This is a genomic window from Sphingobium sp. B10D7B (genome assembly GCF_025961955.1).
Taxonomy (GTDB): domain Bacteria; phylum Pseudomonadota; class Alphaproteobacteria; order Sphingomonadales; family Sphingomonadaceae; genus Sphingobium.
Window position 1 is genome coordinate 2,557,363 of the sequence record NZ_JAOQOQ010000001.1, and the last position, 21,212, is coordinate 2,578,574.

At 64.6% G+C, this 21,212-nt stretch carries 16 protein-coding genes; 9 read left to right on the forward strand and 7 right to left on the reverse strand.

What is annotated here, in order from left to right:
* Positions 1-54: 54 nt before the first annotated feature.
* From ppc to M2331_RS12175, 4 genes are all read right to left on the reverse strand, one after another.
* Positions 55-2,742 (reverse strand): phosphoenolpyruvate carboxylase, encoded by a 2,688-nt coding sequence (gene ppc / locus M2331_RS12160; RefSeq protein WP_413716071.1) that lies wholly within the window; start codon positions 2,740-2,742, stop codon positions 55-57.
* An 84-nt stretch (positions 2,743-2,826) separates the two neighbouring features.
* Complete coding sequence (gene clpS, locus M2331_RS12165; RefSeq protein ID WP_264592377.1) at positions 2,827-3,192, reverse strand: ATP-dependent Clp protease adapter ClpS; 366 nt, start codon at positions 3,190-3,192, stop codon at positions 2,827-2,829.
* A 115-nt stretch (positions 3,193-3,307) separates the two neighbouring features.
* Positions 3,308-4,189, reverse strand: a complete 882-nt coding sequence (locus M2331_RS12170; protein ID WP_264592378.1) for a phasin family protein — start codon at positions 4,187-4,189, stop codon at positions 3,308-3,310.
* A 121-nt stretch (positions 4,190-4,310) separates the two neighbouring features.
* Positions 4,311-6,062 (reverse strand): PHA/PHB synthase family protein, encoded by a 1,752-nt coding sequence (locus M2331_RS12175; RefSeq protein ID WP_181560522.1) that lies wholly within the window; start codon positions 6,060-6,062, stop codon positions 4,311-4,313.
* 163 nt (positions 6,063-6,225) lie between these two features.
* Between M2331_RS12175 and M2331_RS12180 the strand changes: the two genes are divergently transcribed.
* From M2331_RS12180 to M2331_RS12190, 3 genes are read left to right on the forward strand one after another with little or no spacing between them, the layout of a single operon-like run.
* Positions 6,226-7,437 (forward strand): LL-diaminopimelate aminotransferase, encoded by a 1,212-nt coding sequence (locus tag M2331_RS12180; RefSeq protein ID WP_181560523.1) that lies wholly within the window; start codon positions 6,226-6,228, stop codon positions 7,435-7,437.
* A complete protein-coding gene (locus M2331_RS12185) occupies positions 7,437-7,982 on the forward strand; it encodes a DUF2721 domain-containing protein (RefSeq protein ID WP_181560524.1) in 546 nt (181 codons plus the stop codon). The genes M2331_RS12180 and M2331_RS12185 overlap by 1 nt, the downstream gene beginning before the upstream one ends.
* Before the next feature lie 5 nt (positions 7,983-7,987).
* Positions 7,988-8,557: a GNAT family N-acetyltransferase gene (locus M2331_RS12190; RefSeq protein ID WP_220128557.1), complete on the forward strand. Its 570-nt coding sequence runs from the start codon at positions 7,988-7,990 to the stop codon at positions 8,555-8,557.
* Positions 8,558-8,991: 434 nt separating this feature from the next.
* Here M2331_RS12190 and M2331_RS12195 read toward each other — a convergent pair whose 3' ends face one another.
* Together M2331_RS12195 and M2331_RS12200 are read right to left on the reverse strand one after the other, a co-directional pair.
* Complete coding sequence (locus tag M2331_RS12195; protein WP_181560525.1) at positions 8,992-9,555, reverse strand: hypothetical protein; 564 nt, start codon at positions 9,553-9,555, stop codon at positions 8,992-8,994.
* A 2-nt stretch (positions 9,556-9,557) separates the two neighbouring features.
* Entirely contained in the window at positions 9,558-10,823 is a 1,266-nt protein-coding gene (locus M2331_RS12200) for a glutamate-5-semialdehyde dehydrogenase (protein ID WP_181560526.1), read from the reverse strand.
* A gap of 143 nt (positions 10,824-10,966) precedes the next feature.
* Between M2331_RS12200 and M2331_RS12205 the strand changes: the two genes are divergently transcribed.
* Positions 10,967-11,920, forward strand: a complete 954-nt coding sequence (locus M2331_RS12205) for a hypothetical protein (RefSeq protein ID WP_181560527.1) — start codon at positions 10,967-10,969, stop codon at positions 11,918-11,920.
* A 191-nt stretch (positions 11,921-12,111) separates the two neighbouring features.
* The gene (locus M2331_RS12210; RefSeq protein WP_181560528.1) at positions 12,112-13,440 is read left to right on the forward strand and encodes an MFS transporter; all 1,329 of its coding nucleotides are present in this window, start codon (positions 12,112-12,114) and stop codon (positions 13,438-13,440) included.
* Between the two features lie 22 nt (positions 13,441-13,462).
* Here M2331_RS12210 and M2331_RS12215 read toward each other — a convergent pair whose 3' ends face one another.
* Positions 13,463-14,770 carry a sugar MFS transporter gene (locus tag M2331_RS12215; protein ID WP_181560529.1) on the reverse strand — a complete coding sequence of 436 codons (1,308 nt, stop codon included), beginning with the start codon at positions 14,768-14,770 and terminating at the stop codon, positions 13,463-13,465.
* Between the two features lie 167 nt (positions 14,771-14,937).
* Between M2331_RS12215 and M2331_RS12220 the strand changes: the two genes are divergently transcribed.
* The 4 genes from M2331_RS12220 to M2331_RS12235 all read left to right on the forward strand — a co-directional run bounded on the left by M2331_RS12220 (position 14,938) and on the right by M2331_RS12235 (position 21,155).
* Entirely contained in the window at positions 14,938-16,053 is a 1,116-nt protein-coding gene (locus M2331_RS12220) for an aldose epimerase family protein (protein WP_264592379.1), read from the forward strand.
* Positions 16,050-17,846, forward strand: coding sequence for an IlvD/Edd family dehydratase (locus M2331_RS12225; protein WP_181560531.1), 1,797 nt, complete (start codon positions 16,050-16,052; stop codon positions 17,844-17,846). Before M2331_RS12220 ends, M2331_RS12225 begins: the two co-directional genes overlap by 4 nt.
* Positions 17,847-17,864: 18 nt before the next feature.
* On the forward strand, positions 17,865-18,722 hold the full coding sequence (locus tag M2331_RS12230) for an SMP-30/gluconolactonase/LRE family protein (RefSeq protein ID WP_181560532.1): 858 nt from the start codon (positions 17,865-17,867) through the stop codon (positions 18,720-18,722).
* 129 nt (positions 18,723-18,851) lie between these two features.
* Positions 18,852-21,155 (forward strand): arylsulfatase, encoded by a 2,304-nt coding sequence (locus M2331_RS12235; protein WP_181560533.1) that lies wholly within the window; start codon positions 18,852-18,854, stop codon positions 21,153-21,155.
* Positions 21,156-21,212: the final 57 nt, after the last annotated feature.

Here is a 21,212-nt window from a genome sequence, read left to right on the forward strand (position 1 = left end):
AAGGGCGAACGGATGAGTGAGAGGGGGCGGCAACGCCTGCCCGCCAGCCGTTCCTTAGCCGCTGTTGCGCAGAGCCGTGGCAATGGCGTTGATCGAGAGTTCAATGCCCTCCCGTATACGAGGATCGGTCTCCCCGGCGCGGTGGCGCTTGAGCAGCTCCACCTGCAGGAGATTGAGCGGCTCGATATAGGGCAGCCGCAAGCGGATGGAGGCATCCAGCGCCGGGCTGTCCGCCAGCAGATGGGTCTGCCCGGTGGCAGCGAGCAGTTGGTCATGCGCCAGATGCCAGCCCTCGCGGATGCGCTCGAAGATCGGATCGCCCACCGCGCGGTCCGAGACCAGCGGCAGATATTTGGCGGCGATCTCCAGATCCGACTTGGCGAGCACCATTTCCATATTCGCCATGCTCGCCCGGAAGAAGGGCCAGGCCTGCGCCATGTCCTTGAGCAGGGCGTCATCCCCAAAATCGCGCAGCGCCTGCCCGACGCCATACCAGCCCGGCAGCATCACCCGCGCCTGGGCCCAGGAGAAGACCCACGGGATCGCGCGCAAATCCTCGATCCGATTGCTCTTGGTGCGACTGGCCGGGCGCGAGCCGATCTTGAGGCCGCTGATCTCCTGAATGGGGGTCAGCTCGCGGAAGAACTCGCGAAAGCCCTTGGTCTCGTACACCAGCCCGCGATAGGCTTCAAAGGCGAGACCGGAAATGCGCGTCATTGCCTGGGTGAAGCGCTCGTTGTCCGCAGGGGAGAGCCGCTCGGGCTCCAGACTGGCGAGCAAAGCCGCGCTGGTTACTGCCTCAAGATTGGTCCGCGCGCTCTCCAGCGTGCCATATTTGGCTGCGATGACCTCGCCCTGTTCGGTGATGCGAATGCGGCCCTGCACCGTGCCGGGCGGCTGCGCCTGAATGGCCGCGAAGGACGAGCCGCCGCCGCGCCCGACTGCACCGCCGCGCCCATGGAAGAGCTGCATCGCAACGCCAGCTTCCTCGAACACCGGTGTGAGCGCAAGGCTGGCTTCGTACAGGCCCCAGGTCGAGGTGAGATAGCCGCCATCCTTGTTGGAATCGGAATAGCCGATCATCACTTCCTGATGGCCCCGCGCCCGGACCAGCGCGCCGATCTCCGGCAGGGCGAAATAATCGTGCATGATGGCGGGTGCCTTTCCGAGGTCCGCGATCGTCTCGAACAAAGGCACGGCCATGATCGGGGCATAAGGCGCACCCTCGCCCTGCCCCGCGCGCCACAGGCCGGCTTCCTTGAGGAGAATGTTCACCTCCAGCATGTCCGACACGCTCTCCGCCTTGGAGATGAGATAATGGCGGATACAGGCCGCGCCATATCGGCGATGCGCCTCTGCGGCGGCCTCCACGATGCCGAGTTCGGTGGCGGTTTCCTCGCTCCAGTCCGCAAAGCGGGAGCCCAGCGGGCGGTTGGTGGCCAGTTCGCGGCGAAGCAGGGCGACGCGCGCCTCTTCATTGAGCGCGAGATAATCCGGCTCGACACCGGCAACCTTGAGCAATTCAGCGACGACGCGCTCATGCACCGCGCTGTTCTGGCGCATGTCCAGCGTGGCGAGGTGGAAGCCGAACAGCTCGACCGCCCGGATCAGCCGGGCGAGGCCGCCACCGCTGCCGAGCGCGCCATTGCCTTCGACGGCGAGGCCGCGCCCAAGCGTCGCGAGATCGGCGCGCAGTTCGCCCGCATCGGCATAGGGCTCGCCCGCCAGGCGAGAGGGCCGCGGCGGCGGGGTACCGATGAGCTGTTCATAGGTCGCTGCGACGCGCGCGTAGATACCCGCCACCGCCCGGCGATAGGGCTCGTCGCGCCGGCTGGCAGCCTCGTCACCACTGGCGGCCGCCAGATCGCGCACGCCGGCTGGAATAGCCGCAAGCTCGCTGGAGATGGAGAGCTGTGCGCCCAGCTCGTGCAACGCATCCATGTAGAAGCGCAGGGTCGATCCGCTCGCCCGGCCCAGGGCCGTGCGCAACTGCTCGGCCTGCACGAAGGGATTGCCGTCCCGGTCGCCGCCGATCCATGTGCCCAACCGCAGGAAATTCGGGACGCGCTGGCCCAGCACCCGATCCCAGCGGGCGTAAAGGCTCGGAAGCACCGGCATGAAGATATCGCGAAAATAGGAGAGCGCATTGTCGATCTCGTCGCGCACGAACAGCCGCTCACGGCGCAGTGGCCGCGTTTGCCACAGCAGGGCGATTTGACGGCTGATCGCCTCGTCGATCGGCTCGCCATGGTCCGTCTCGCTCGCGCCGGTATCGCGTAAGGCCATGAGATCGGAGATGACGTTGCGATGGTCGATCATCGACTTGCGGCGCACTTCCGTCGGGTGCGCGGTCAGCACCGGCACCACCAGCGCCGTCTCCAGCCGCTTGACGATATCGGAGGGGCTGACGCCATGCTCGCTCAGCTTGGCGGTCGCACTGGCAACGTCCGCGCCCGGTTCGGCGGCGACGCCCTGGCGGTCCTCGGCGAGATTGGCGAGCATGGAGAACAGCATGAAGCCGCGCACGAAGGCGAGCGTATCGTCCAGCGTCAGCGCATCGAGACCGCTGTCCACGCCCTCGGCCGGGGCCACGCCGCGCGCCCGGTCGACGGAGGCAGACCGGATATATTCGGTCTGCTTGAACAGGCGCTCGCCACCATAGACGCGAATGACATCCCCGAGCAGGCGCCCGAGATAGCGAATGTCAGGATTTTGGGTGATGGCGGGTCGCATGGGTGACATGCACACCATGCTGCATTGCAGCGATCAACGGGTCAAGAACGGATTGGGCGGGCGGGCCGCAAGTTCACCCACCAGATCAGTCGGTCAGGCGTGCTCCAGCGTGCACTGGAGCGGATGCTGGTTCTGGCGGGCGTAATCCAACACCTGATTGACCTTGGTTTCGGCGACTTCGTAGCTGAACACGCCGCACACACCGACACCGCGCTGGTGGACGTGGAGCATCACGCGGGTCGCCTGTTCAATGTCCATGCGGAAGAAGCGCTGCAATACGTCGACGACGAACTCCATCGGCGTGTAGTCGTCGTTGAGCATCAACACCTTATAAGGCGTGGGCTTGCGGGTGCGTGCGCGGGTCCGGGTGGCAACGCCAAGACCGGGATCGCCCGGCCCTTCCTCATCGGGCCGCCCAGCCATGAGCGGCTGATTCATGATCGCGCTTCTGTCTTGCATGGCCCAAAAATAGGGCATCGCCCCCCTTGGTTGCAAGGGCACAGAGACGGACTGCCCAAAAAAGCAAAGGCGGCCCGCCGGAGCGAGCCGCCTTTTCTGAATCCGATCGGCCCGATCAGGCTGCGATCGACTTCACCTTTTCCGTCACAACCGACACGCGGTTGCTGATCGGCTGGGAAATGTCGCTCACCAGCTTGAGCATCTTTTCACTGTTCTTGGCAGCCTCGGACGCGAAGCTGTCCATCGTCTGGCTGAGCAGCTCGCTCTGGAGCTGGAAGAACTCGGCCGGCGACTTGATGGAGGCAAAGCTCTTCATCGTGGCGCTCGACTTCTCGAAGGACTTGCGGCCGAATTCGGCGGCGTCCTGGCCCAGCGTTTCCATGCCCTTGGCAGCGATCTTGGAGGATTCGACCATCGCCTCGAGATTGCCGCGCGTCAGTTCGCCCAGCTCTTCGAAAGCCCTGCCAGACTTCTCCATGGCCGCCTTGGTCTTCTCGTTCATTTCAGTGAAGGCACTCTGCATACGGGTCTTGGCCTCCTCGGCATAGGTTTTCGCGGTGTCCATCATATCGGTCATGGTCGGTTCGCCTTTCGCTGCGGCGGATTTCCCGGTGTCGGGAAGGGGGATTGCATCCGCCAATTCTGGGTTCGAGACAGGTGAGAGGGGCGCCGGACTGGCATCAACGGCTTCAGCCTTGGGGGCAGCGCTGACGGGCCACTCCACCGGCGTTTTCACGGCCGGCACATCGACTGGCTTGCGCGCAACTGTCGACGTCGCAGGTGCGGCCTTAGGAGCCGCTGCGACGACAGGCTTGCGCGCGACCGGAGCCTTCGGCGTCACAGGCGCCTTGACCGGCATCGGAGCGGCCGCCGCGACCTTCTCACCCGTGGGCTTAGCCACAGGCTTGGAAGCGTCGTTCTTGGCCGGACTCCGTGCAACGGACGTCGCGGGCCGGGGACCGGCTTTGGACGAACGGGACTTGCGCGGGGTTGCCAACAGACTCACTCCTCGAACTTTGCTGCGATGCAACATAAGCGAATCGGATAGAGTCTGCAAGCAAAATGATGCAGTGCAACAAAACTGTCTTATAGGCGGCGAATCAACGTAAAAGCGCCGGTCAACGCTGCGTGACGTAGCGTCCGGGCGCATCCTCGATCGCGGGAAGTTTGCCTTCTCCCGGCATCCGCGCACCGCTGGCACTGACCGTCTCCGGTGACAGCTCCCCCAGCCACGCCCGCCAATCCGGCCACCAGCTTCCCTTCGTTTCCTGCGCGGTCGCGCGGAACGCGGCAAAGTCAGGCTGTGGCGCCGCGCTGGTCCAATATTGATATTTGCCTGCCGCTGGTGGATTGACCACACCGGCAATGTGTCCCGAGCCCGCCAGCATGAACCGCCGCGGCCCGGAGAACTGATCCATCAGCTTCCATACGCTGCAGGGCGGCGCGATATGATCCTCGACACCGGCCTGAATATAGGAGGGTGTTTCCACCTTGCGCAGGTCGATATGGATGCCCTCAATCTCAAGGCCGCCCGGCACGACCAGCCGGTTGTCGCGATATAATTGGGTGAGATAGGCCCGGTGCCATTTCGCCGGCAGGTTGGTGGTATCGCCGTTCCAGTAGAGCAGGTCGAACTGGGGATAATCCTTCCCCAGCAGGTAGTTGTTGACCACATAGTTCCAGATCAGATCCTGCCCGCGCAGCAGGTTGAATGTTGCCGCAAGATAGCGCCCATCCAGATAACCGTCCTTCACGAAGCCATCGATCAGCGCCAGTTGCTCGTCGTCGACGAAAAGAGCGAGATCGCCGGCCTCGGAGAAATCGACTTGGGTGGTGAAGAAAGTGGCACTGGCGACCTTGTCGCTCTCCCCGCGCGCGGCCAACCATGCGAGCGTCGCGGCCAGGAAGGTTCCGGCCACGCAATAGCCGATGGTATGAACGCTCGGCACATCGAGCAGATCGCGCACCACATCGATCGCGTCCACCTGCCCCTTGAGCATGTAGTCGCCCAGGTCGAAATCGGCCATGCTGGCATCGGCGGATTTCCAGCTCACCATGAACACGGTCAGCCCCTGATCCACCGCCCATTTGACGAAGCTCTTCTCCGGGTTGAGATCCAGAATGTAGAAGCGGTTGATCCACGGCGGGAAGATCAGCAGCGGGGTCTTCATCACCTGCGGCGTGGTCGGCTCATACTGGATGAGCTGGTAGAGCGGGGTCTCGTAGACCACTTTGCCCGGCGTGGTGGCGATGTTGCGCCCCAGCTCGAAGGCGGAGCCGTCCGTATGGGTGAGCTGGCCGCGATCGAGGTCGGCGAGCATATGCTCCAGCCCGGTCAGCAAGCTCTCGCCCTTGGTTTCGATCAGCCGCTGAAGCGCGGCGGGGTTGGTGAACAGGAAGTTCGCCGGGCTGGCCGCCTCGACAAACCGCTCGGTCACGAAGCGCAGCTTCTCCTTGTCCCGCACATCGAGACCATCGACGCTATCGGCCAGTTGCATGAAATAATCGGAGGCCAGCAGATACATCTGGCGAATGAGGTCGAACACCGGATTGTCGTGCCAGCTCGGATCGGCAAAGCGCCGATCACGACTGGTAGGCGCAGGTTTCGCATCGCCATCAGGTCCTGCACCGATGCCGTCCATTGCTCGCGCCAGCACCTGCTGCCACACCGCCATGCTGCGTTCCGCCGCCTGCGACTGGATGCGCGCGATCTTCTCCAGATTGGGCCGCGCCTCATGCCCGGGAAAGCGCGTCGCCTGCTCCGCCAGCTCGGCGCTGCGCTCCAATATCGCCTGCTGGGCAAGCCCCACCACCCGCGTCCAGTGCTGCAGCTGAGCAAGGCCGGTCGAGTCTTTCAGGTCCTGATCCATGGGAGATGCCTCGCTCGATTGTCCGGACGGTCTGTTTTCCAGACTCGCCGCCCGTTGTTTTGGTGGCACGACTGGCTGGCGCAAGCTATATGCAGCATTGGCCGGTCCTTACCACTTGCAGTGTGACACGGCCATTTCAACCCAAATGGAGATCGACATCCCAATGTCCGACGAATTCTACCGCATCAAGCGACTGCCGCCTTATGTCATCGCCGAAGTGAATGCGATGCGGGCAGCGGCGCGCGCGGCGGGCGAGGACATTATCGATCTCGGCATGGGCAATCCCGACCTGCCGCCGCCCGATCATGTGATCGCCAAGCTGGTGGAAGTGGCGCAAAAGCCCAATGCCCATGGCTATTCGCAGTCCAAGGGCATTCCCGGCCTGCGCCGTGCCCAGGCGAATTATTATGCCCGCCGCTTCGGCGTCGAGGTGGACCCGGAGACCGAAGTCGTCGTGACGATGGGCTCTAAGGAAGGCCTGGCCAGCCTCGCCACGGCGATCACCGCGCCCGGCGACGTCGTGCTCGCGCCCAATCCGAGCTACCCGATCCACACCTTCGGCTTCATCATTGCCGGCGCGACCATCCGCTCGGTGCCGACGACGCCGGACGAAAATTATTTCCGCGCGCTGGAGCGGGCGATGCACTTCACCGTGCCGCGCCCGAGCATCCTCGTCGTCAATTATCCCGGCAATCCCACGGCGGAGACGGTGGACCTCGCTTTCTACGAGCGGCTGGTCGCCTGGGCGAAGGAAAATCAGGTCTGGATCCTCTCCGACCTTGCCTATTCCGAACTGTATTTTGACGGCAACCCGACGCCTTCCATCCTGCAGGTGCCGGGCGCCAAGGACATCGCGATCGAGTTCACGTCCATGTCCAAGACCTACTCCATGGCCGGCTGGCGCATGGGCTTTGCGGTCGGCAACCAGAAGCTGATCGCGGCGATGACGCGGGTGAAGTCCTATCTCGATTACGGCGCCTTCACGCCCATTCAGGCCGCGGCCTGCGCGGCGCTGAATGGGCCGCAGGATATCGTCGAGAAGAACCGCCAACTCTACCAGAAGCGCCGCGACGTGATGGTGGAGAGCTTTGCGCGGGCGGGCTGGGATATTCCTTCCCCGCGGGCCTCCATGTTCGCCTGGGCGCCATTGCCGCCGGCGCTCAAGGAGATGGGCAGTCTCGAATTCTCCAAGCAGCTCCTCACCCATGCCAAGGTCGCGGTCGCGCCGGGCGTCGGCTACGGCGAGGATGGCGAGGGCTTCGTGCGCATCGCCATGGTCGAGAATGAGCAGCGCCTGCGGCAGGCAGCGCGGAACGTGAAGAAATATCTGCAGTCCATGGGCGTCAATACACCGGTGACCAAAGGCGCGGCCTGATGCCGGTGCCGGTACTGGAAGCGCCCGAGGTCAGCCTCGTCGCGCACACGATCCAGTTGGCGGTGGCGCCGGTGTTCCTGCTCGCAGGCATCGGCGGCTTCCTCAACGTCTGCGCCAGCCGCCTCGCCCGCGTCATCGACCGGGCGCGGGCGGTGGAAGCGCAGGTGATGCGCACGACGGGCGCGGAACATGATCGACTGATCGACGAAATCCGCATTCTCGACCGGCGCATCACGGTGGTGAATGCGGCGATCTTCCTCTCGGTGCTTGCCGCGCTTACGATCAGCGCGGTGGTCATTCTGCTGTTCGCCTCCAACCTCATTGAGGTGAATCTGGGCACGGTCATTTCGCTGCTGTTCGTGGGGTCGATGACCTCCATCGCAGCCGCATTCGCGATCTTTCTCTACGAGACCCGGCTCGGCTCGCGCGTCACGCACATCCGCAATGAGGTGCTGTATCACAAGGTGGAGAGCGAGCAGCTGAGCGAAGGGCCGCGCCCGAGCAAGCCGGCTATTCCCGCGCCCGAGGTCAGGCAGTCGCACTAAGCCCGATGCTCGAGCTGCTTCGCCTCGTCATGCCGGCGCCCATCTACCTGCCTGCCTATCGCGCGGCGTTGGAAGCGGGCTGGTCGCCGGATACGGTGCTGGGCAATCTGGCGACCCAGCGCGAGTTGGACCGGATCGACCGCGACGCCATGGCCTTTCTGCTGTCACTGGATGATCCCAGGGCCAAGGGGCCGCCGGTGCTGATGAAGGACGGCACGCCCCGGCCACGGCTGCCCGGCTATCGCCGCTGGATGTGGGATGGTGAGTTCTGCGGCAGCATCAGTCTGCGCTGGCAGGAGGGCACGGCTGCGATGCCGGACTACTGCCCCGGCCATATCGGCTTTTCCGTCGTGCCCTGGAAGCGCGGGCAAGGCTATGCCGCGCAGGCGCTGGGCGCGTTGCTCCCCGAAGCGCGCGGGCGCGGCCTTCCGCATGTGGACCTGACGACGAACACCGACAACGGCGCGGCCCGCCGGACCATCGAGCGGTGCGGCGGCATTCTAGTCGATCATGTCGAGAAGGATGCCGGCGACGGGGGAGGCCGCGCGGCAAGATATCGGATCATGCTGGGATGATCGGCCTGGCGATCGGCAGGCCGTGCTCGCCACCCTCGCCACCGAAGAGACACAAGCCCAAATGAGAGGGGCCGCCGGAACCTCCCATCGGAGGCGCCGAGCGGCCCATCAGCATGGTCAGCGGCCGGAAGTGCCGCCACCCGGGGATTTACGCCGCGTTTTGGTCCCCGGAGGAACCTCCGCGCGACCCGCCACCAATGCCTTAGCGGCAGGCTCCCCGAACGGACTTGACCGACCCCATTGCTGAACCATGAGACATCGGATCACCTCCTTTCGCTTGCGTTGAAACTCTCTCGCCGGGTTGGCTGGAAGCCGTGCGTCCCTGCGATGGCCTAGATGTGAGTCATTCCGCGCTTGCGAACAAGACTTGTAATTATCTTTTTTCGAATCATAATCATGCGCTCGCCGATTTGGGCGAATGGCGCTGGAACGGCCTAGCTCCGGCAGTCTTCCACGACGCGCCCGATTTCCGAGACCACCGGCAGAATGATCCGTTGCCCGCCTGCAGGCTCGACGGAAACCCGGCCGCGCGAGAACGCCATCCAGTCCAGCCCGGGATCGCTGGCGGGGCGCGTGATGACCATCGCGCTGCTGCCGGCCATCGGCTGTGTGGCCCCGCTCCAGTCGAGCACACCCTTGCTGGTGCGCAGGGTGATGCGCGGACTGGCGCTCCCGGCCAGCGTCATCGACACCTGCCGGCTGCTCTTCTGACAGCGCAGGACCACCAGCGGCGCGACAGGCGAGGCGCCGAAGCTGGCGACACTCTCGCTACTGCGGTTTTCGTAACGCCAGTTGCCGGACGTCACAGGCGCCACTTCCCAGGCATCGCTCGACTGCGATGGCGCAGGGACGGGCGCGGGTGCCGGAGCCGCTGGCGCAGGGGTGGGCGCCGGCGAAGGTTGCCGACCGCCCGTTTCCGGCACGACCTGACAGCCAGCCAGCGCGATAATAACGAGGGAAGCCGCAATATGCGGCGCGATGCTTCTACCGATGCGCATGATCAGGGCCGGACCTGGCCGGTGCCGCGCACGACCCATTTGTACGTCGTCAGCCCTTCCAGCGCCACCGGCCCGCGTGCGTGCATCCGCCCCGTCGAGATACCGATCTCGGCGCCGAGGCCGAATTCGCCGCCATCGGCAAATTGAGTGGAGGCGTTCCACATGCAGATCGCGCTGTCGCAGCGGGCAAGGAACTGCTCGGCAATCGCGGCGTCCTGCGTGATGATCGCATCGGTATGGTGGCTGCCATGCACGGCGATGTGATCGAGCGCCTCATCGACGCCATCCACGAAGCGCGCCGCGATGATGGAATCGAGATATTCAGTGTTCCAGTCACCATCCTGCGCTGGCTCGATGCGGGGGTCGAGCTTGGTGACGGCCTTGTCACCGCGCACCTCGCATTGCGCATCCAGCAGCGCGGCCACCAGCGCTTGCGGCTCGGCATAACCCTTGTCGATCAGCAGCGTCTCTGTGGCGCCGCAGATGCCGGTGCGTCGCATCTTGGCATTGACCACGATCTCGCGGGCCATTTTGGGGTCGGCGGCGGCGTGGACATAGGTATGGCAGATGCCATCGAGATGGGCGAGCACGGGCACCCGCGCCTCGTCCTGAACGCGCGCGACGAGGCTCTTGCCCCCGCGCGGCACGATGATGTCGATCAGCCCCACCGCGCGCAGCATCGCGCCCACCAGCGCACGATCGGTGCTGGGGACATATTGCACGGCATCGGCAGGCAAGCCGGCCTCGGCAATGCCGCGCACCATGGCGGCGTGGATCGCCCGGTTGCTCTCCACCGCTTCCGATCCGCCCCGCAGGATCACCGCATTGCCGGAGCGCAGGCCGAGCGCAGCCGCATCAGCGGTGACATTGGGGCGGCTCTCATAGATGATGCCGATGACGCCGAGCGGCACCCGTACACGGCTGAGGCGCAGGCCATTGGGCCGCTCGGATTCATCGATGATCTGCCCCACCGGATCGGCAAGATTGGCGACCTGTTCGACCGCGTCGGCAATGCCATTGATCCGCGCCTCGTCCAGCCGCAGCCGGTCCAGCATCGCCGAGGAGAGGCCATTGGCGGCGCCGCGCTCCATATCGGTGCGATTGGCTCGGATGATCTTCGGCATCGCATCCCGCAACGAACGGGCCGCGGCAACCAGCGCCTGCGCCTTCAGCTCGCTCGGCGCCTGCGCCATGTCCGCAGCGGCGCGGCGGGCACGCGCACCCATCTGGGCAATGAGCATTTCAGGCGTCTGCGTGAGATCATTCATGGTAAGAGTCGTCCTGTCCGGCGGAGGGCACTCCCCATAGCATGGGGAGAGAGTCGCGCAAATGGCGGCAACCCGACGCATGGCGGAGCGTTTGCCTTTTCAGCCGAAGGGAACCGCAAGCGATGCCCAAAAGGGAGACGAGCATGAACCGACTGAGCCAGATTTCCTCGATTGCCGCGCTCACCCTCATCCTTGTGGGATGCCAGGTGTCGCCCGATGCGGACAATCAGGCCAATGGCATGAACGCGGCGCAGGCGGACGAAGCCCTCGATAACGCGCTCAATGCCAATGATAGCGGGACCACTTCGGTACAGCCGAAATTTCTCGGCACGCTCGTTCCCCCTGCCCCCGGCGAGCAGGGCGGCCTGCCCGATGACCGCACCCCGCTCAACGAGGCGGCCGCGCGCGTGCCGACCAGCGTCGAGGCTTCCGGCGCGACCATCCAGCTTTGGGGCCTCGCGCTGGCGCAGGGGCGCTTTGGCGATGCCTATAGGCTCTACGCCGAGTCCGGGCGGGGCAGCGGCATGACGGAGGCCCAGTTTTCGAGCGCCTATAACCGCTACAGCGATGTGCAGGTTCTGGTCGGCCGTCCGCAGTCGACCGGCAATCAGCGGGTGAAGGTGCCGGTGCAGATGTACGGTCGCATGCGCGAGGATGGTCGCCCGTTCAACATGATCGGCACGATGACATTGGTGCGCAACCCGGGCGGACAGAAAGGCGAGAGCGGCCAGATGGCCTGGCTGATCGCGGAGTCGGATCTCTCGCCGCGCGGCACGGTGAAGATCATCCCGCCGGGCGGCGAGACAGGCGCCGGCGCCATTCCGCAGGCCTTCCGGGGCAACTGGTCGTCCAGCGCCGCGGCATGCGGCAAGCCCGGCGACAATATGCGGCTAGCGGTGGGCGCGGACGACCTCACATTCTACGAGAGCGTGGGCAAGGTGACGCAAGCCCGCCCGCTCTCGCCCAATCGCCTGAGCGTCACCGCCACTTACTCGGGCGAGGGCGAAAGCTGGACGGATACGGCCGCGCTGACTCTCTCCGGCGGGGGCGACGTGCTGACCATCGGGTCCGTCAAGCGCGTGCGCTGCCCGAGCTGATGCCCGGCACGAGGCCGGCGCAATAGCAGGACATTTAGCGGCCAACGTTTGAATAGCCGGGCAGAGAAATGTCCAGATTGATAGCCTTGCGTGTGTCTACGATCCGCTTTACGCCCGCCACCGCCGCCCTGTTTGTCAGACAGTATCCGCCTCCGAAGGGCAGACATACAGCGCCGGCGGGGAGAGGCGCGATGAGTCAAACCACGAGTCTGTTGGCAGGCCGGCTTCGCTGGGGCGTCCTCGCCGTGCTGTTTGGCGTCACCGTCATCAATTATGCGGACCGGGCGATCCTCTCGCTGGCGGCGCCCCTGATGACGCGCGATCTCGATATCGATCCGCTGCAACTCGGCATCGTCTTCTCGGCCTTTGGCTGGTCCTATGTCGCGGCGCAGCTCCCCGGCGGATGGTTGCTCGACCGGTTTGGCGTTCGGCGCGTCTATCTCGTTGCCATTGTGGGCTGGTCGCTGTTCACGGCCGCGCAGGGCCTGGTGGTGTTTCTCTCCGGCGCCGCCGCCATCACCGCGCTCTTTCTGCTCCGGCTCCTCGTTGGTCTGGCCGAAGCCCCGTCCTTCCCCGGTAATGCGCGGATCGTCGCCAGCTGGTTCCCGGCCAGCGAACGCGGCCGCGCCACCGCGATTTTCACCTCCGCGCAATATTGCGCGACGATCCTGTTCGCGCCCATCATGGCCTGGATCATCGGGGTCATCGGCTGGCCGGAGGTCTTCCTGTTCATGGGTGGGGTCGGGCTGGTCGCGGCCATGGCGTGGGCGCGCACCGTCCACGAGCCGCATCGTCACCCGCGCATCCAGCCCGCAGAGCTGGCACTGATCGTCGATGGCGGCGCCTTGATCGAAAAGGCCGACCCGGCAGGGCGACCGGAGGGCGAGACGGCGCGGCACGTCCGCGCCCTCATTCTCGCCCCGTCGCTTTGGGGGCTCTATCTCCACCAATTCTGCGTGAACGCCCTCACCTATTTCTTCATCACCTGGTTCCCGGTCTATCTCGTGCAGGAGCGTGGCCTCTCGATCATCGAGACCGGGCTGATGACCGCCATTCCATCGATCTGCGGCTTTCTCGGCGGCTTGCTGGGCGGCCTGTGGTCGGACTGGCTGCTCAAGCGCGGGCATAGCCTGACGCTGGCCCGCAAACTCCCCATTGTCACCGGCATGATGGGTTCGCTCGCAATTCTCGGCTGCAATTACACCAGCGCGCAGACCATGATCATGATCTTCATGAGCCTCGCCTTTTTCGGCAAGGGCTTCGGCGCGCTGGGGTGGGCCGTCATGTCCGATATCGCGCCACCCGGTGCGGCGGGTTTGAGCGGCGGCATCTTCAACATGTTCGGCAACATGTCGTCCATCGTGACGCCGATCGTGATCGGCTTCATTCTGCAGCAGACGCAATCTTTCGAGCTGGTGCTGATCTTCCTCGCCGGCTGCGGCTTCACGGCCGCCTTCAGCCTGCTCTTCCTGTTCGGCAAGGTCGAGCGCATGAAAGCGCTCGCCCCGGCCGCTGGATAAACCAAAGGCAATTTAGTCAGAGTTATTCCTCGATCGGCTTCGGCTCGGGTAAGGCGTTGGTCGGCTTCGCACCCCACAACGCATAGAACAGCACGTAGAGTTCGCACGCCGCCGTCAGCAGGAACGACATCTGAAGGCCATAGCTGTCCGCCAGCCAACCCTGCACGATGACCAGCGCGCCGCCGGCAATTGCCATGATCAGCAGCCCCGAGCCCTCCTCGGTCAACGGTCCCAGCCCCTTGATGCCGAGCGTGAAGATGGTCGGGAACATGATCGAGTGGAAGAAGCCCACGAGGATCAAGGCCCACATCGCCGCCGGGCCGGTGGTGAAGACCGTGACCAGCATCACGACGAACGCGCCGATGGAGAAGGCCGCCAGCACTGTCTCCGCCGGAATCTTCTGCATGATCGCCGAACCGACGAAGCGGCCGACCATCATCCCGCCCCACAGGAAGGTGAGGTAGCGACCGGCCTGCTCATGGGTGAGGTTGGCAATGTGCGGCTGGCTGACGAAGTTGACGAACAGATTGGCGACGCCGATCTCGGCAATCAGGTAGATGAAAATCGCCGGCACGCCGAACACGAGATTGCGGTGCCGCCAGAGCGAGTGGTTGCGGCGCTCCTCATTGCTCGCGCGATTGGCGGCCGACCCCATGGCGGGCAACGGAAAGCGCGCAATGACGATGGCGAGCACGATCAGCACGACCGCGACGAGGCCATAAGGCAGGATCACCGATTGCGCATCGGCAAGGCGCTCCGCCTGGGTGAGCACGACGCCCGCTTCCGCCGTGCCGCCCTTGGAGCGCCCGAGGATCAGATAGGCGCCGAACAAGGGCGCGAACATGGTGCCCGCCGAGTTCATGGCCTGCACGAGATTGAGGCGCGAGGACGCCGTTTCCGGCGATCCGACCACCGCAACATAGGGATTGGCAGCCACCTGGAGCAGCGTGATGCCGCTCGCTATGACAAAGAGCATGACGAGGGTGACGCCATAAGAAGGCAGACTCGCCGCGAGCATCATGCCCAGCGAGCCTGCCGCCATCACCAGCAAGCCAACGACCAGCGATTTCTGGTAGCCGATCCGCTTGATCAGCCAGGCAGATGGGATCGACGCCACGAAATAGGCGATGAACCAGACCGATTCGATTAGGGTCGTCTGCGTATAATTGAGATCGAACACGCTGCGCAGATGCGGCAGCAGCGTGTTGTTGATGACAGTGATGAAACCCCACATGAAAAACAGGCTGGCCAACAGCACCAGGGCCGGGGTGTAATTGACCCCGCCGCTGTCCCTGCTCACCCCATTTGCAACCCCTGCCGGTCCGGCCATCGGCTCCATCCCCTCATCAATTTTACCGAGGCGTTTTCGCCGGAATGTCGGCTTGCGTCAACGTCATTTGTCTGACTATAAACCCGCACAGCGCGGACAGAGACAAAAGGATTGGGGCAGGGATGCGACGTGCATATTGGATAGCGATCATCTCCGGAACGCTGGCGATGGCGATGCCAGTTTCCGTGGTTCAGGCCGCCGAGGCGCACCGTGCGGCTGCCGGCACCCTCGCCGATGGCACGGCCATTGAGGCGATCACGCTCAAGAACGCGCAAGGCGTGGAAGCGAAGATCATCACTTATGGCGCCACGCTGCAGTCGCTGCTCGTCCCCGGGCGCGACGGCAAGCGGGCTGATGTCGTGCTCGGGTTCGACAGTGCGGCCCAATATGAGGCGCATCCCAATTATCTCGGCGTTACCGTCGGGCGGTTCGCCAACCGCATCGCCAATGGCCGGTTCGCGCTGGATGGCAAGACCTACCAGCTGACGCAAAATGACGGGACCAATTCGCTGCATGGCGGCGGCAAGGGCTTCGATCGCGCCGTGTGGAAGGTCGTCTCGGTGGAGAGCGGCCCGACCGCGCGTGTCGTGCTCGCTCATGTCAGCCCGGATGGCGACGCCGGCTACCCTGGCAAGCTGGACGTCACCACCACTTACACGCTGGATGAGAGCGGCGCGCTCGGCATTGCCTTCGAGGCCAGGACGGACAAACCAACCATCGTGAACATGACCAACCATGCGCTGTTCAACATGGCCGGCGAGGAGTCACCCGGCGGCGCGCTCGACCAGTTGCTGACCATTCCCGCCAAGGCCTTCACGCCCGTCGATGCCAAGCTGATCCCCACTGGCGAGCTGCGCCCGGTGGCCGGCACGCCGTTCGACTTTCGCAAGCCGCGCCGCATCGCGCAGGACATTCGCGATGGCCGGGACGACCAGATCCGCGCCGGCCGCGGCTATGACCATAATTTCGCGCTCGACAAGGGCGTGACGGCCAAGCCCGAACTGGCCGCCCGCCTTGAAGACCCCGCCTCCGGGCGCGTCCTCGAAGTGCTGACGACCGAGCCGGGCGTGCAATTCTACGCCGGGAATTTCCTGGATGGCACAGTCCCCGGCAAGAGCAGCCGCCTGTATCGCATGGGGGATGGCATCGCGCTCGAACCGCAGAAATTCCCGGATGCGCCGAACCATCCCGATTTCATTTCCGCCCGCGTCGATCCCGGCAAGCCCTATCGGCATGCCATGATCTACCGCGTTTCAATTCAGCAGGGCACGCACCACAAATGACAGACGCCAAAGGCTCGCGCCTGCGCTCGCGCGCATGGTTCGACAATGAAGACAATATCGACATGACGGCGCTCTATCTGGAGCGTTACCTGAACTTCGGCCTCAGCCTCGAGGAACTGCGCTCGGGCAAGCCGATCATTGGCATCGCCCAGACCGGCAGCGACCTCTCGCCTTGCAACCGCCACCATCTCGTGCTGGCCGAGCGGGTGCGCGAGGGCATTCGCGAGGCCGGCGGCATCGCCATCGAATTCCCCGTCCACCCCATTCAGGAGACGGGCAAGCGACCGACAGCCGGGCTGGACCGCAACCTCGCCTATCTCGGGCTGGTGGAGGCGCTCTATGGCTACCCGTTCGATGGCGTGGTGCTGACCACCGGCTGCGACAAGACCACGCCCGCCGCACTGATGGCCGCCGCCACGGTGAACATTCCGGCCATTGCGCTCTCCGTCGGCCCGATGCTGAACGGCTGGCATGAGGGCGAGCGCACCGGATCCGGCACCATCGTGTGGAAAGCGCGGCAGATGCTCGCCGCCGGCGAAATCGACGATGAGGGCTTCATCAAGCTCGTCGCCTCCTCGGCCCCCTCGACCGGTTATTGCAACACCATGGGCACGGCGACGACCATGAACAGCCTTGCCGAGGCGCTGGGCATGATGCTGCCCGGCTCCGCCGCCATTCCGGCGCCCTATCGCGACCGGCAGGAAGTCGCCTGGCGCACCGGCAAGCGCATTGTCGAGATGGTGGCGGAAGACCTCAAGCCCTCGGACATTCTGACGCTCGACGCCTTCCACAATGCCATCGTGGTGAATTCGGCCATCGGCGGCTCGACCAATGCGCCCATCCACCTCGCGGCGGTTGCGCGCCATATCGGCGTCGATCTGCCGCTCAAGGATTGGGAGCGGCTCGGCCACAAGGTGCCGCTGCTGGTCAACCTCCAGCCGGCCGGCGAATATCTGGGCGAGGATTATTATCGCGCCGGCGGCGTGCCCGCCGTGGTCGCGCAGCTCATCCGCCACGGCCTGATCCGCGAAGGCGCGCTGACCGTGAACGGCGCCAGCATGGGCGACAATTGCCGGGATGCGCGGATCATGGACGAGCGCGTCATCCATCCGTTCGAGCAGCCGCTGGTCGAGGACGCCGGCTTTCTGGTGATGAGCGGCAATCTGTTCGATGCCGCGATCATGAAGACCAGCGTGATCAGCCAGGAGTTTCGCGACCGCTACCTCTCCAACCCGGACGCACCGGGCGTGTTCGAAGGCCCCGCCATCGTGTTCGACGGCCCGGAGGATTATCACAAGCGCATCGATGATCCGGCCACCGGCATTACCGAGAACACGCTTCTCTTCATGCGCGGCGCCGGCCCCATCGGCTATCCCGGCGCGGCGGAGGTGGTGAACATGCGGCCGCCGGCCTATCTCATTACGGAAGGAATCAGCGCCCTGCCCTGCATCGGCGACGGGCGCCAGTCCGGCACCAGTGCCAGCCCGTCGATCCTCAATGCCAGCCCGGAAGCGGCGGCCATGGGCGGTCTCGCCCTGTTGCGCGACGGTGACCGGGTGCGCATGGACCTGAATGCCTGCACGGTGGATGTGCTGATCGCCGACGCGGAGCTTGCCGAGCGCCGTGAAGCCCTGATAGCCAAGGGTGGCTATGCCTATCCCGCGTCCCAGACCCCATGGCAGGACATCCAGCGTTCGCTTGTCGGGCAGCTGGACAAGGGCGCGATTCTGGAAGGCAGCGAGCAGTTCCAGCGCATCGCCCAAACCCAGGGCCTGCCGCGCGACAATCACTAAGGCCGAAAGGGCAGCAGGATGACGGGCTGGCGGATCGTCGAGCGCGACGTGCGCGACGAGCTGGGCGAGGGGACGCTGTGGAGCGCGCGCGACAACGCGCTCTACTGGACGGACATTCTCGCGCCGGCTCTCAACAGGCTCTCGCTCGCCGATGGCACGGTCGACCGCTGGGCGATGCCCGAGCGGCTGGGCTGGGTGGTCGAGCGCGATCAGGGCGGTTTCATTGCCGGGTTCGCGAGCGGCTTTGCGCGGCTCTCGCTCGATCCGCTGATCATCGAGCCGATCGGCAACCCCGAGCCGCATCTGCCAGACAATCGCATGAACGACGGCAAGGCCGACGCCAGCGGGACAATCTGGTGCGGAACCATGCACAGCCGGATCGAGGGCGAGACCGGCACGCTCTACCGGTTCACACCGGATGGTCGCTGGACGCCAATGGACAGCGGCTACACCGTCACCAATGGCCCTGCCTTCTCAACCTGCGGCCGCTGGCTCTACCATACCGACACCATGCGCGGCCTCATCTACCGGTTCGCGCGCACGCCCGATGGCGGCATTACCGACCGCGAGATCTTCATCCGCTTCGGCGAGGGAGACGGCGGGCCGGACGGCATGACTGTCGATGCCGAGGACGGGCTGTGGGTCGCTCATTGGGGCGCCGGCCGGGTGAGCCGCTTCCGCCCCGATGGCACGCTGGATCACAGCATTGCGCTACCCGCCTCCCAGATCACCAATATCGCCTTTGCCGGTGAACGGCTCGACAGAATGTTCGTCACCTCTGCGGCGACCGGCCTGCCTCCGTCCGACTATGATGGCGCCCTGTTCGAGATCGAGACGCGGTTCAAGGGTGTCGCGCCGGGCCTGTTTCCGGCCTGACATCGACGCCAAGCTTCATCCGTCCTGCCCTAATCCTATTAGCGAGTGGCTATAACTTATAGCCTCGCAGGCCGTTGCTTCTACCTGCCTCTCCGCATGACAAGGTGGTTCAAAATAGGGAGAGGAACGATGAGCTATTCGAGAAAAATGGCGTCAAAAGCCGCGTGGCGTGGCGCCAGCCGGCTGATTATCGCGGCATGTGCGGGCCTTGGGCTTTCCGCCGCGACGGCGCAACAAGGCGCCAACTCGCAGCAGGCCTCGCCGCCGGTCGGCCCTGACTGGACCTACTATCCGCAGCCGACCAAAGCCCCCAAGGGTGCCCCCAATATCATCCTCGTCCTTATGGACGATGTGGGCTTCAGCGCCTCCACCTCTTATGGCGGCCCCATTCCGACGCCGGTGTTCGACAGTCTCGCTGCCTCCGGCCTGCGCTACACGCGCTTCCACACCACCGCCATGTGCTCGCCGACGCGCGCCGCATTGCTCACCGGCCGCAACCACCATGCCGTCGGCAATGCATCGATCTCCAACGTATCGATCGATGCGCCGGGCTATACCTCCGTGATGCCGGACAGCGCCGCGACGCTGGGCCGTGTGCTGCGCGATAATGGCTATGACACGTCGTGGTTCGGCAAGAACCATAATATCCCCGACTGGGAGACCGGGCCGATGGGTCCGTTCAAGCGCTGGCCGATCGGCCTGGGCTTCGATTATTTCTACGGGTTCAACGGCGCGGGTGCCGATCAGTTCAACCCGACCATTGTCGAGAATATCAACCCCGTGCGGCGCGACCGGACGGACGATAATTATATCTTCGACCGCGATATGACCGACAAGATGCTGGGCTGGCTGGGCGCGCAGCAGGCGCAGGACCCGAACAAGCCCTTCTTCCTGTATGTCGCGCCCGGCGCCATGCACGGTCCGCAGCAGGCCCCGGCCGATTGGGTGGCCAAGTTCAAGGGCAAGTTCGACATGGGCTGGGACAAGATGCGCGACCAGATTTTCGCGCGTCAGAAAGCCATGGGCATCATCCCCAAGGACGCCCGCATGGCGCCGCCCCTGCCCGGCGTGCCGCGCTGGGATAGCCTGCCTGCCGATCAGAAGGCGCTTTACGCGCATATGATGGAAGTGGCCGCCGCGCAGCTTGCCTTCTTCGACAATCAACTGGGTCGCGTGATCGAGCGGGTGCGTCAGGATGGCGAGTTGGACAACACGCTAGTGATCTTCATCAACGGCGATAACGGCGCGGCGCTGCACAACATGTACGGCTCGATCAACGCTTACTCGCAGTTCGCCGGCATCAAGGAAACGCCCGAGACGCTGCTGCCGCAGAAGGACAAGTTCGGTACGGAGGAGAGCTTCGGCAACTACCCGGTCGGCTGGGGCTATGCGCTCAACACGCCCTACCCATGGGGCAAGACGGTCGCCTCCCAGCTCGGCGGGCTGCGTGTGGGGATGGTCGTCTCCTGGCCTGACAAGATCAAGGACAAAGGCGGCATCCGCACCCAGTTCAGCCATGTCATCGACATCGCGCCGACCATCTATGACGTGGTGGGGATCACCCCGCCGGCCACGGTGGACGGTGTGGCCCAGCAGCCGATCGACGGCATTTCGATGAAGTACAGTTTCGATGCCCCCAAGGCCCCGTCGCAACGACGTGAGCAGTATTTCGAGATGCTGGGGAGCCGCGGCTATTACAAGGATGGCTGGTTCGCCGGCACCGAGGTCAATTGGGAACCATGGGGACCGAACAAGACCGACCCGACCAAGGCCGGCTGGGAGTTGTATAATCTCAACGAGGACTGGTCGCAGACCCGCAATGTCGCCGCGCAATATCCCGACAAGCTGGCCGAACTGAAGGCGGACTTCGAGGCGGCGGCCCAGAAGTTCCATGTCTATCCGCTCTCGGCCGACTTCTTCGAGCGGCTGAACTACAAATATCGCCCCAACGCCCTCGCGCCGGAGCGGACACGCACTTATTATACTAGCGACATCCGCTATCCGGCCGTGACCTTCCCGGAACTCAACCCCAACTGGACCGCCGAAGCCCGTGTCAAACTCACCGGCTCAGCGGTCAGCGGGCCGATTCTGACCCAGGGCGCGAAGTTCGCGGGTTATACGCTCGCGATGGAGAACGGCGTGCCGGTCTTTACCTACAACCCCTCGGGCCGCGCACAGGAACGCAAGATCCTGCGTGGCACCCAAGCACTCGGGGCCGGCGACCATGTGATCACCGCCCAGATCGCCCCGGCGAGCGAAGGACTGACGATCTCGCTGCTGGTCGACGGCAAGTCGCAAGCAACAGCATCGATCCCCCGCGTCATCAAGATCGTGACCGGCGAAGCGATGATCGGCCACGCGCTGATCGATGATCGCACAGGACCGCTGAATTTCCCCGATACGATCGAGAAGGTGACGATCACCAGCTACTGAGACCAGCACTTGCCCATGGCCGCCTGCCTATTGGTGGGCGGCCATGTCATTTGGGGT